Origin of the sequence: Paenisporosarcina sp. TG20 (assembly GCF_000286315.1) — a bacterium.
Taxonomy (GTDB): Bacteria; Bacillota; Bacilli; order Bacillales_A; family Planococcaceae; genus Paenisporosarcina.
Genome location: NZ_ALJG01000239.1, coordinates 1 through 12719, shown reverse-complemented (window position 1 = coordinate 12719; position 12719 = coordinate 1). Strand labels below are relative to the sequence as shown.

Genomic DNA, 12719 nt, shown 5'->3' with positions numbered 1-12719 from the left:
CGCTAGCTTCGTCGCAAAGAACAGGACCAAATTCCCTTTGGTCCTGCATCGCTGCGCTAGCTTCGTCGCATAGAACAGGACCAAATTCCCTTTGCTCCTGCATCGCTCCGCCAGCTTCGTCGCATAGAACAGGACCAAATTCCCTTTGGTCCTGTTCTTTCCTAAATTTATATACTTTTGTATAAAACAATTGTAGATACAAAGCCAAAATCAAACTAAACCCTTCAAATTTTTTGAAGGGTTTTACTATTACCTATCTTTTGTTTGAAAATCACTCTTCATAGTAGATGGTGGCTTACGTGAAACGTAAGCCATGGTGGTTTCTTAATCTCGCAAAAAAACATCGCTAAGTGCGATGCAATTTGTGTAGTAATTATTAAATTTTGTGTGATGAAATTCCTAGCAAAAAACGTCTCTTTAAATCCATTTGATGCCAACTGGCAGCACGTGAGTAAATGAAGTACTTAATTGTTTTTCTTCTTCATTTAACAATAAATGTATTGATCCATGATCTGCTGATGTACGAATAAGTCTTCCGATGCCTTGTTGAAGACGAAGTAACATAAATGGTAAGTCGACTTCTTTGAAAGGATTATTAGAAAATTCACGTTTCGCTTCAAATAAAGGATCTTTCGGTGGGAATGGTAAATCAAAAATAATTACCCGTGTTAATGCCTCTTCAGGTAAATCGAGACCTTCCCATAGATGGTATGAACATACTGTTGAAATGTGTCCAGACTGGAAATCACGAACAATTGAAGATAATTCGCGTTCTCCTTCAAAAACTATCCCATGTCTTTCTTCTGCCGTTAGAGACTGTTCAAAATTCATCATATCATGCTTCGATTTAAACAATAGCAGTGTCGATTCATTTGATTGCTTGAGTAGCTCTTTCACTTTTTGGACTTTTGTTATGCTATCTACGGAATGTCCAAATATTTGCATGACTTCATCATAATCAAAAGGTGAAGGCACACTAAAAGAATGGTATTTTTTAATACCAAGTGCTTCAGAAATATATGTGAAATCTTTACTAATAGACAATGTGGCTGAAGAGAACACAATAGGTACTTTATTTGTAAATAGTTTTTCACTTAATATTTCTGTTACAAGACGTGGCATAATAACTAGAGTTTCTAACCCATCTTTTTCTTCTAACCAATCAACCGCATCATTCTTTTGAACAAATAGTTTAAAAGAAAATACATATTGTTCTAAGTATTCTTCAAACATGCGTAGATCGTATTCGTCAATCGTATAAAGTTCAGACTCAAACACAAATTCTTCAAGTACTTGATCTACTAAACCAACAATTTTATTCCCTAAGTTAAGCACAAGATCAGTCTTTTTAATGTGGAGACGTTCACCTTCTTCTCCATAGGCATGCACAATTAGCTCTTTAAAAAAGTCGTCGTGTGAATCTTGTAATGTTTCAAGTAATCGCAATGTTTTTTCACGTACACCATCTTGAGCAACACGATCTATTAATGACACTAGCGTTTGACTTTGCACCTCATATGTCAATGCTCTTTGAGCCGAGAACTCTAATAGATGTCCTTCGTCTAAAATAATCATTGAGGTTTCAGGCAAGAGGGGCAATTGGCCTTCACGTATACGTGATTCTTTTGTCCAAACATGTTCCATTAAGAAATCATGCGAGCAAATAATTAGGTCTGCTGCTTCACGATAATTCTGTCGATGAATTGTTTGACCACAACGATTGCGAAGGTCACAAGAAGCACATTGTTGAATTGGATGATAGTTTATTTTTTGCCAATCTTCATCGGTCACATCCGGATAAGCACTACGCTCTCCATATGGAAAAACTTTTTGTAGGGATTGATGACCATAAACAAAATCTGGAATGTTTTCTTCAACTTGAAACATGAAGTCATCCGTGTTAGTTTTTTGTTCTAGTTCAAATCTCTTTAAACATAAATATTGGTCACGAGATTTTCCTAGACGCACATCAATATTCCACCCAAGTGTATCTTGAAGTTTTTGAATATCGCCTTCTTTTTTTACTAACTGATCAATCAATGTTTCATCTGCACATGAGATTAACGCAGGTTTTCCAGTGTAGCGAGCATATGCAATAGCAGGTAGTAAATAGGCAATCGTCTTCCCAGTACCTACTCCAGCCTCTGCAAAAAGAACGCTTTTTTCTTTTAACGATTTTTCAATTTGAAACGCCATGAATATTTGTTCATCCCTAGATTCAAAACCCTTTTCTGGTAATTCATCATAAAGAACGTCCCCTATCCAATCGCTTAGCGACTCAAAGAAAGAACGGTCTTTGGATAAAGCAAATGGTAAATTTTCTTTCATATTAATCCCCTTTCAAACGCTAACAAAACGGATAGGTTTACCTATCCGTTTTGAGTCTTACTCACGAGGTGATTTTTTACCCCAGTATTGATAATATTCAGTTTGGATAGGTCCGTTAAATAATTTTCGTTTTTTTGTAGCTCTACGTCCATACATTGTTTCGAAGTCTTCCATAGAAGACAACATATATACAGACCATGTTGGATGATTATTCATGATTTGTCCTAAATCACTAACCATATCTCTTATAACTTCTACTTCCCCAATACGCTCACCATAAGGTGGATTTCCAATCATCACACCGTCTAATGAAGTAGTTGTGAAATTACTTAATGGACGCTGTTTCCACTTAATTAAATCAGCGAAACCTGCTTCAATAGCATTATTAGAGGCAATGTCAATCATTCTAAAATCAATATCAGATCCAGTAATGTCTAAGGGTTGATCATAGTTGGCTAAATCTTCGGCTTCTATGCGAACTTCATCCCATATTTTTTTGGACATCCAAGGCCAGTCTTCACTAATAAAATCACGATTATACCCTGGAGCCAAGTTTTGCCCAATCATTGCAGCTTCAATTGGAATCGTTCCTGAACCACAAACAGGATCTACAAACGGTCTATTGGGATTCCATTTAGAGACATATACTAGGGCTGCAGCTAATGTTTCTTTTAAGGGAGCCTCCCCTTGTTCTAAACGATAGCCTCGTTTATGAAGTCCAACACCACTTGTATCAATGCTTAACTTTACCACGTCTTTTAATATACTCACTTCAATCTTAAATGATGCACCAGATTCATCCAAAAGCCCAATTCGTTTATGAGCTAACTTTAGACGTTCAACAATTGCTTTTTTAACAATCGCTTGGCAATCAGGCACGGAAAATAATGTGGATTTTACAGATTTACCTTGGACAGGAAACGCTGCATCCACCGATAAATAATTCTCCCAAGGGATGGCTTTCGTTTGTTCAAACAATTGATCAAACGTAGTGGCTTTAAAGTCACCAGCAATGATTTTAACTCTGTCTGCTACTCTTAACCACATGTTGGCACGTGCGATTGCAAGTTCATCACCTTCAAAGTAAATCTTACCGTTTTCTGTTTGAGTTTCAAATCCCAATGCTTTTACTTCATCTGCCACAATGGATTCTAAACCCATAGCCGACGTAGCTACTAATCGATGAGTCGTCATCGTCTCATCCTTTCTTTTTTACAGTAGTTCATAAATTTTCTCATATATTAGAAAAGCCCTCCGATTTAGTGGAGAGCTTGTACATTTAAGTATACCCATTAGAAAAGCTAATAAGCCATGTTTTGTTATCACGTACTCAAACGGCTATTGCCTCGTACAAGTGAGTAGTAATCATCTATCTACAGACATTGTCTGTCCCTCAATCAGTTCAATTCCTTCATGAGAGTGCCCCTACCATAATTTGGGTTTCTCGCTCGTGGGGTTTACCTCGTTCCACCTGAAACGTTTCCGAATCAGCTCCGTCACTGTGGCACTTTAAGAGAACTTTGACCATATCCGAAGACTTAGGTGTTATTCTCGCCGTCAGCTTTTACACTGCCTTAGCTTATTTTTTAGCTAAGCACGAACATTACGGTCATCTCAGAACCGTGCGAGCATGGACTTTCCTCTACAACTTCAAGCGTTGCAGCGATTACCTAGATTAACTAATGGAATACTTATTGTACTTGAATTCCCTTGATAAAACAAGCCTGTAATGAATGTTCTATTATTCGGACAACTTATTACCAAACACATGCTTTTCAAGATTAGATAGTCGTTTTAAGATATCAAAATTAGTAGTCCCAGACGATGGAGGTGCAACTTGTCGTCTCGGTCCATCACCTATTTCATCTTTTAAACGTCTATTTTCAATTTTTAATGTTTCAATTGTTTTCATATAAGCATTGTAATCTTGAATAACATCATCTAAGAACTGATCAACTTCATCTTGATTATAACCACGTAAACCAGTTTTAAATTCTTTTTCTAAAATGATTTCTGGAGTTAATTTCGTTTCCATATACATCGTCCTTCCATTGTTACATGTATCCAATTTATTATAACATAAACAATATTTTGTGGTTCATCTGTCTACTCATTTCCTGTCGAAATCTGCGCTTCCCCAGGAAATAATTTATTTTGTTTAATCAGTATTCTTTGTAACCGCTTTTCAAATATACGCATCTTTCGAGACCTTTGTAGAGGTTTTAAATTCTTAGACTTATCTATCAAGATGATTGCTAATCCAACATGGTGTTTTGCCTTAGAGAAATCCTTTTTAAAGTGCTCATCTATTTTTGAAAGTTCCTCATACGCTTGAATTTGCAATTGATCTGGTAAATTAATTAGTGATTTCTCAAACGCTTCATACGCAAGGGTGATTTGTTTACGTCGTTTATATTCATATCCTATTAAATAGAAAGCCTGTGCTGCATCAATCTTGCTATATTGGTTTATAACTTGTTCAAATACATTTTGACCATTATCAAAATCTTTTAAGTCAGAAAACCATTTACCAATATTCGTCGATGAAACACTTGAGTCATTGTACTTCTCTTGTAAAATTAACTTGGTTGTGTGAATGAATAATGTCAGGAGTGATAATATGTCCCACTCGTTATGATGTAGTACTTTTAATAGTGTGGTGGGAATTCCGCTTTTTACTGCATCCAAATAGATAATTGGCGCTAAATAACCTGGAATATCTCCAACTCTTTTGAAACCAAGCTTTTCTTCTTCAATTTTAGTTAGCTTAAATTGATCTAGCTCATTTCGCCAAATTCTTCTTGCCCCATGAAGTAAGTCAATATGATTGGGGTCAACTAGTTTCGGTAGATGGTCTCTATTTAGTACCCATCGTGTTTGTAATTGTGGCCAGTCAAAACTTTTGCCATTATAAGAGACAATCGTATGGCCTGGTTTCCATAAGCCAGATTCATATAGTAGCGCTACTTCATGACTTGGATCGGCTAACACATGTTGGATCATTTCAAAATGATTTTCTTTCCAAACTAATTGGCCAATCAAAAAAATATAAGTGCCTGTGCCTTTTAATCCAGTAGTTTCTGTATCAAAGAAGACGACTTGTTGGCCGTCCGTTGAAATTGGATGAACACCTTGAAATGAATTCCATAAAGAAAATGCTTCGAAAACGTCACTTAGTTTAATATCTCCATGGAAATATGTAGGTTCATAAATGGTCTTCTTCTCGAAAACAATGCCAAATTCATTTTCAATCATCGTTAATCCTGCATCTTCCCACGCGGTTGTATAATTAGGCTTTTGAGGAACGACAAAGGATTTCAATGATTGTGTTTTAGTCGGCTTTTTCTTAATTAGCTTTTTCATTTCCAAAAGATTTTTTTCAAATGACATGAGGATCACCATTTGATGTTAATTCTATTTGCAAATATCCTAAAAGCTTCAACACTTCAGGTTTCACTCCAACTACAGCATCCTGCGGTCCAATACAAGCCGGACAACCTTGGTCACAGGGACAACCCATAACATGTTGTTCTACATGGGCAAGTAATTCTGGCCACACTTCAAATACACGTTCACTAATTCCAATTCCCCCTGGGTAGCTATCATAAACAAATATTGTAGGGAGTTCTGCATGAACGGACTTCACTTGTGGAACTACGTGAATATCCCGACGATCACATTGAACAAATAATGGGATAAACGAAGCGATGGAAGCTGCTGCTCCAGTCATAGCATCAGATAGGATAGAGTCCGTCCATCCCCGCGGTCTGTCAAAGCTTAACCAACTAGCAGAAGTATGTAATTCTTCTGGAGGTAGCTGAATTGGACCTGAGCCAATATTGTCATGTGTATCGAAACGAATTTTCTTGAAAATTGTCGCCATAGCTAATATAGAGACATCCCCATAAGACATAGAACCATTTTTGAAAATTTTCTTTTGGTCCTCGCTCATCACTTTTAGTTCAATTGCTAAATTGGCATCTGTGAAATAGTCAACATCTACTTCCCTTACAAATGCCTTCTTTTCTTCCCAATCCAATTTTTCAACTTGGAATTGAATTCCTTGGTGTAAATAAATCGCCTCTTCATGAAGCAATGTCATCGCGCTGTAGCGATCCATTTCACCTATCACTTTTGTTGAAACAGGTATCGTTCGATCAATTATAATGACATTTTCTTGTGAAGCTGAGCGTAGACTGATTTCATGTGCAGGAAAACGATCGCTCATCCAGTGCCATTTATCTGAAGTTTTAACTAATATGCCTTCAGCTTCTAAGTAGGCTAGAAGCTCTTGGATTTCAAATTCTCCGTATTGCTCAGTCGTTTTAAAAGGCAATTCAAACGATGCACATTTTAAATGATCCATTAAGATAATTAAATTTTCCGGATATATTCGTGCTTCTTCAGGCGATTGTCCTAGTAGGAATGAGGGATTGTTTACGATATATTGATCAAGGGCAGTAGATTGTGCAACATAAATGATCAGTGCCTCGTCTTGTCTCCGGCCTGCTCGTCCGGCTTGTTGCCACGCACTTGCTATGTTTCCAGGGTAACCTGTCATTATACAAGCTTGTAATTGACCAATGTCTACACCAAGTTCTAATGCGTTTGTACTAACTACTGTCCGAATAGTTCCTTCACGTAACCCTTTTTCAATTTCCCTACGTTCTGAAGGTAAATAACCTCCCCGATAACCTCTAATTGACTGATCATTTAATTTCTTTTTATTTAACTCTTTTAAGTAGGTTACGAGCATTTCGACTCTTACTCTACTTTTTGCAAATACGATTGTTTGAATTCCCTCGTTATATAGCCGCTTCGATATATCTCTAACTTCTAATATGGCACTTCGTCTCACACCAAATGTTGGATGAACAATTGGTGGATTATAAAAAATAAAATTCTTTTTACCTGATGGTGCTCCGTTTTGATCTATCAGTTTATGCGTATCATTTGTCAACGATTCAGCCAGTTCTTTCGGATTTGCAATTGTTGCCGACGTGCATATAAATATCGGATTGCTTCCATAATAATGACATATTCGTTTCAACCTACGTAACACATGTGCAACATGACTACCAAAAACACCTTTATATGTATGGAGCTCATCAACTACGATATAATTTAAGTTTTCAAACAAAGAAACCCATTTCGTATGATGAGGTAATATTCCTGAATGAAGCATATCGGGATTTGTTAAAACGATATGCCCTGCTTTCCTAACTTTTGTACGAATCCCTGGAGAAGTATCACCATCATATGTGTAAATAAGAATATCTTGATTCATTTGTTCGATTAGTAAATTTAAATCGGATTTTTGATCTTGTGCGAGTGCTTTCGTTGGGAATAGATATAAAGCACGTGAAGAAGGGTCTTCTACAATCGATTGCAACACTGGCAAGTGATAACAAAGCGATTTCCCAGAAGCCGTAGGTGTAATTGCAGTAAATGACTTACCGTTTCTAGCACTATCGTATGCTTGTCGTTGGTGGGTATATAATTGGTTAATCCCTCTTGCTTTTAAAGCCTGCTGAATGGAAGGATGTAAATCTTCCGGGAAGTCTGCTAAACCAGCTTCTTTTTTCTCTATCGTATGCCAATGGACGATACGTTCTCGCATAATCGGGTCTTTCTTCCATTCAGTGAGAATGTCAGCGATTGTTTGTTTCTTGATCAAGCTCTTCACCTTCTTGCTCTTGAACATTTAAAAAATTTTGTAATGTATAACATGTTGATTGTATCGACTGTGCAAATCTTTTTTTTCCTGTTTCTTTATAAAATGACTGTACGACATATTGATTGAAAGCTTCAATAGCGGCGTCAATTTGTTGGATTCTCATATGTTTAGGACGTTTATCATCAAGCCATAAATATGCCTGTTCTCTCCATTCTATTAAGAAGGTATGCCAGTAATCAGCATGAGGCTTAACTTGTGAAAAAAAATCAGGAGTTGAGTCCGTATCACGCATTTCTTGGTGACGAGTTAAACAATTTTGACTTTCTTTTAAAACCAACTTTGTTTGATCATTTAACTTCATAGTCGTCTCAGCTCCTTTGTACTGTAATAGTAACAAAAAAAAGTGGTTTTAACCACTTTTACGGGAACAGATATTCCATTCTATTAATTGTTCTGTGGCTTTTATTGCTTTATCTACCCTGTGTCCATTGTTAATAATTGTTTGTGTTTGTATCGACCTTTCTTGAATAAAACGGGCTTCTAAGATATGTTCAAGTAAAGATAATTGTTCTAGTAGTTGTTCAATTCTTGTCATTGTGAATCCCTCCTGTTGTTAATGGAATTCTCTACTCGCTTTGCAAATCCTTTGTCTACGACAAAACTACAAGCATACTTCTAAAACTAGCGATAATTCGACACATATACTCGAAACCTTCATGGAGATAATTACGTCTAGTATATATGTGGTTATGATACACTGATATCCGAGGTGATAAGTTTGGTAATTAACTATCCCAATGGGAAAATTTATAGCCCACAAAAAAATAGTAATGAAAATCGCTCAAAAAAGGATTATTCCTATAGTAATAGGGGAAAGACATTAGAGGATGAAATTAATGAAACCAATGAGTATTATATGCAGCATGGTACTGCCGTCATCCACAAAAAACCAGTACCGATTCAAGTAGTCCAAGTAGAATATCCATCTAGAAGTGCTGCCGTTATAAAAGAAGCATATTACCGGACTGCTTCGACGACAGATTTCAATGGGGTTTGGCAAGGGCTTCACGTGGACTTTGAAGCAAAAGAAACGAAAAGTAAATCATCCTTTCCTTTAAAGAACATCCATGCCCATCAAATCGATCACATGCGATTAGTTACTCAACAAAAAGGACTTACCTTTTTAATTGTTCGTTTTTCATCAGTCAATCGTTATTTTATTTTACCCTTTTATTCATTACAAGATGTTTGGAATGAAATGTGCAATGGCGGACGTAAATCAATACCGTTCAACTATTTTGAACAATACGGATTTGAAATTGTGCCAGGAGCATTTCCCCCAATAGACTATTTACAAGTAGTAAGAAAGATGCTTTTAGAACAATCTACGAAGCAGTGAAAGTGAGGAGACGTTTGTGAGTGAAAATGCAAATTCTCGTGGACAACGAAGAAAAGAACTAGAGAGACAGAAAAAATCAAAAAAAACCTCTAAGACAGGATGGATAAAAAGGATTTTAGTTGCCTGTATCCTCATTGGATTAGCTGGAATGATATTCGGTGGAGGACTATTTGCATTTTATGCAAGTTCTGCTCCAGCCCTAGATGAAGAGTCGTTGAGAGACCCAATTACATCCGAATTTTATGATATCAATAATAAGATATTTGCAACCACTGGGTCTGAAAAACGGGATTATATAAATTACAAAGATATTCCAAAAGATCTGGAAGAAGCAATTTTAGCCACAGAAGATGTTCGATTCTATAAACATAACGGGATTGACTTTTTTCGTTTAGGTGGCGCGGTCCTTGCAAACATTACAAACGGCTTTGGTTCACAAGGTGCAAGTACGATCACACAACAAGTTATCAAAAATTCATTTTTACAAAATGAAAAAACGCTTAAACGTAAAGCACAAGAAGCTTATCTTGCTTATCAACTTGAACAAGTTTACGAGAAAGAAGAAATTTTTGAAATGTACTTTAACAAAGTATTAATGTCCGGTACAACGTATGGTTTTGGAACTGCAGCTAGTCGTTTCTATGGTAAAGATTTAAAAGACTTGCAATTGAATGAAATGGCCGTCTTAGCAGGGATACCTCAAAGCCCAAATAATTATAATCCGTTCATTCATCCAGAGGCTGCGGAGAAACGACGAAATATTGTATTGCTCCTGATGGAACAACACGGGAAAATAACTAAAAAAGAAATGAAAGAACAACAAGCAATTCCTATTTCGGAAGGATTACTTCCAGAAGAAAAACGTCAAGTTACTACTGATAATAAATTTGATGCTTTCGTAGAACTTGTTAAGAAGGAATTGGTTGCTAAAGGTGAAGATGATGCCATAGATTATGGTATAAAAGTTTATACAACTTTAGATCCACAAGCTCAAACTTCTGTTGAAAATGCACTATCTAGTGAAAACTTTCCAACAGAAAATATGCAAGCAGGAATGACAGTCCTCGATACCAAAACGGGTGCCATTGTCGCAATTGGTGGTGGGAGAGACTTTGATTTTGGAACTAATTATGCGACACAAAAAGATCGTGCAATTGGCTCCACTGTTAAACCGATACTTGATTATGGTCCTGCAATCGAATCTTTAGATTGGTCAACCGGACACACAATAGTCGATGAAAAAATGAATTATACAGGAAAAGATATACAAATTAACAATTTTGACGGTAAGTATTTAGGTGAGATGACGATAAGAGAGGCCTTATATCGTTCTAGAAATGTTCCAGCCGTTAAAACGTTTCAAGAGGTAGATCAAGGAAGCAGAAAAGAATTTGTCAATAAGTTAGGTATTACCGGTGATTACTTGGATTTTGAAGCAGCTGCCATTGGGGCAACAGAAGATATAAGTTCAATGGAATTGGCTGCCTCTTATGCTGCATTCGGTAATGCAGGAATTTATTCCGAACCTTACTCAATTCGAGAAATCGTTTATCGGGACGGGGAAACCAAAAAGACCTTTAAACCAAAATCTACTCCAGCAATGAAGGACTCAACTGCCTATATGATTACTGACATGCTACGTGATGTAGTAAGTGACCGAAGTGGAGCAACAGGTAGAGCAGCAAACGTTTCCGGGCTTGATGTGGCTGGTAAAACAGGTACGACTAACTACAGCGACGACGAATATCAAAAATATAATTTAAAAGATGGATCAGCACCTGATATATGGTTTGCTGGGTATACTTCGAACTATTCAATTGCAGTATGGACTGGGTATCATGAACGGAAAGATGCAATTGATACGACTAACGAAAATGAACGTAATTTTGCACAAAGATTATTTAAGCAAGTTATGACTAATGTTTCACAAGGTAAAGAAACACCAACCTTTAAACGGCCAAATTCAGTAATTGAAGCAACGATTGAAGTTGGGACTTCCCCTCTTCGACTCGCAAGTGAATTTACGCCAAATGAATTAAAACGCACAGAATTATTTGTTCGCGGAACTGAGCCAAAACAAATTTCTGATGAATACGAACAAGTTGAAGTAGAAGCACCAACAAAACTCAAAGCTGACTATAGTTTAGGCGATCAAACTGTTACATTGTCTTGGAAACATAAAGCCCCTAAACGTAGAGACAAAGAGTTTGACGTTGCATTCGAGGTATCAATTACTGTTGATGGAGGTAGTCCTACTGTCCTTCAGACAACGAGCCAAAAAGGCTTGATCGTTACAGGTATTGAACCAGGTACTTCTTATACATTTACTGTTGTAGCAATAGCAGAAAATATTACAAGTGCTCCTGCAAATACAACTCTTGTGATAGATGCTGTTGAAGAATCAGAGGACGAGGAAGAAGACAAAGACAAAGATAAAGATAAAGACAAAGACAAAGATGATGATTCCGTTCCTCCTCCTGGTGATGGAACGGACCCACCACCCGACGATGGTACGGATCCACCTCCTGGTGATGGAACGGACCCACCAGATGATGGAACGGTTCCTCCTCCAGGTGATGGTACAGATCCACCTCCTGTCGAAGATCCGGACTATTTTACACCGGATGAATAATCAATTGGTATAAATAAAAAAGAAGTTGTCTAATAAGTTCCAAAATAAAACAGATGAAGGAAAACGAGTCGTTTTCCTTCATCTGTTTTTATGTTTTTACTTATTGCTCTGAAAGTAGCTGGCGGATGCCTACTACTTTTTAGAGATTTTATGCCAATGCCACAATCCCCTCTGTGTGGACCTTATCAAGGCCTCGCAGTAAAAATCTACGGAACGTCCGATTGCCCTTGATGTGGCCAAAAACAATTTTTACGTCAATTTTACGTTGCGCGGAGATGCGTGACTTTATTTCACATTCAAGGGCTTCTTTGGTGTTTGTTTTCATTCCTACAAAAACGGGGTTCCATGGAACTTGGCGATTGCCTTTAGCTTTTGTACAGAGTGTTTTCAACTTATATGAGTAATTTCCTTTTTCAGAAACGAAAGTTTCCTTTTGAATTGTCAGTGGAAGTGAAGTTTTTTTCAGTGATATAATTTTGTTGAGTAATCTTTGGATTGCACATGAAAAATCGTCCTTTCTAATGTAGGTTTGGTTACTTTCATTTTACAAGATAGGATGATTTTTTTGTATTTACTTTTAAAGCTTTGTTGTAAATACCCGTAGCTTTAAAAACACTTAATAGATTTTCGTTACAGGCGGTGACTCCAGCGGGAAAAGCATGTTCGGTGAGACCCCGCAGGAG

General features: G+C 37.0%; 11 protein-coding genes and 1 other RNA gene. 2 read left to right on the top strand and 10 right to left on the bottom strand.

Features of this window, described 5'->3' with window-relative positions; translation table 11 throughout:
* From B371_RS21370 to B371_RS0105865, 9 genes are all read right to left on the bottom strand, one after another.
* On the bottom strand, positions 1-214 hold a 214-nt coding region (locus B371_RS21370; RefSeq protein WP_040681176.1), incomplete at its 3' end, for a hypothetical protein.
* 203 nt (positions 215-417) lie between these two features.
* Complete coding sequence (locus tag B371_RS0105895) at positions 418-2328, bottom strand: ATP-dependent DNA helicase (protein ID WP_019413379.1); 1911 nt, start codon at positions 2326-2328, stop codon at positions 418-420.
* 57 nt (positions 2329-2385) lie between these two features.
* Positions 2386-3522 carry a class I SAM-dependent RNA methyltransferase gene (locus tag B371_RS0105890; RefSeq protein WP_019413378.1) on the bottom strand — a complete coding sequence of 379 codons (1137 nt, stop codon included), beginning with the start codon at positions 3520-3522 and terminating at the stop codon, positions 2386-2388.
* A 106-nt stretch (positions 3523-3628) separates the two neighbouring features.
* Positions 3629-4006: RNase P RNA component class B (gene rnpB / locus B371_RS22745), an RNA gene on the bottom strand.
* A gap of 63 nt (positions 4007-4069) precedes the next feature.
* Complete coding sequence (gpsB, locus tag B371_RS0105885) at positions 4070-4363, bottom strand: cell division regulator GpsB (protein WP_019413377.1); 294 nt, start codon at positions 4361-4363, stop codon at positions 4070-4072.
* Between the two features lie 71 nt (positions 4364-4434).
* Positions 4435-5718 carry a ribonuclease H-like domain-containing protein gene (locus tag B371_RS0105880; protein ID WP_019413376.1) on the bottom strand — a complete coding sequence of 428 codons (1284 nt, stop codon included), beginning with the start codon at positions 5716-5718 and terminating at the stop codon, positions 4435-4437.
* A complete protein-coding gene (locus B371_RS0105875; protein WP_040681175.1) occupies positions 5708-8032 on the bottom strand; it encodes a DEAD/DEAH box helicase in 2325 nt (774 codons plus the stop codon). Before B371_RS0105875 ends, B371_RS0105880 begins: the two co-directional genes overlap by 11 nt.
* Positions 7980-8366 (bottom strand): DUF1798 family protein, encoded by a 387-nt coding sequence (locus B371_RS0105870; RefSeq protein ID WP_019413374.1) that lies wholly within the window; start codon positions 8364-8366, stop codon positions 7980-7982. Before B371_RS0105870 ends, B371_RS0105875 begins: the two co-directional genes overlap by 53 nt.
* 48 nt (positions 8367-8414) lie before the next feature.
* Entirely contained in the window at positions 8415-8600 is a 186-nt protein-coding gene (locus tag B371_RS0105865) for a hypothetical protein (RefSeq protein WP_019413373.1), read from the bottom strand.
* A 183-nt stretch (positions 8601-8783) separates the two neighbouring features.
* On the opposite strand from B371_RS0105865, the gene recU reads away from it, so the two are divergent.
* The gene (gene recU / locus B371_RS0105860; protein WP_019413372.1) at positions 8784-9404 is read left to right on the top strand and encodes a Holliday junction resolvase RecU; all 621 of its coding nucleotides are present in this window, start codon (positions 8784-8786) and stop codon (positions 9402-9404) included.
* A 16-nt stretch (positions 9405-9420) separates the two neighbouring features.
* Positions 9421-12036 (top strand): penicillin-binding protein 1A, encoded by a 2616-nt coding sequence (locus tag B371_RS0105855; RefSeq protein ID WP_019413371.1) that lies wholly within the window; start codon positions 9421-9423, stop codon positions 12034-12036.
* A gap of 148 nt (positions 12037-12184) precedes the next feature.
* Here B371_RS0105855 and B371_RS24440 read toward each other — a convergent pair whose 3' ends face one another.
* Positions 12185-12427, bottom strand: coding sequence for a transposase (locus B371_RS24440; protein ID WP_019413370.1), 243 nt, complete (start codon positions 12425-12427; stop codon positions 12185-12187).
* Positions 12428-12719: the final 292 nt, after the last annotated feature.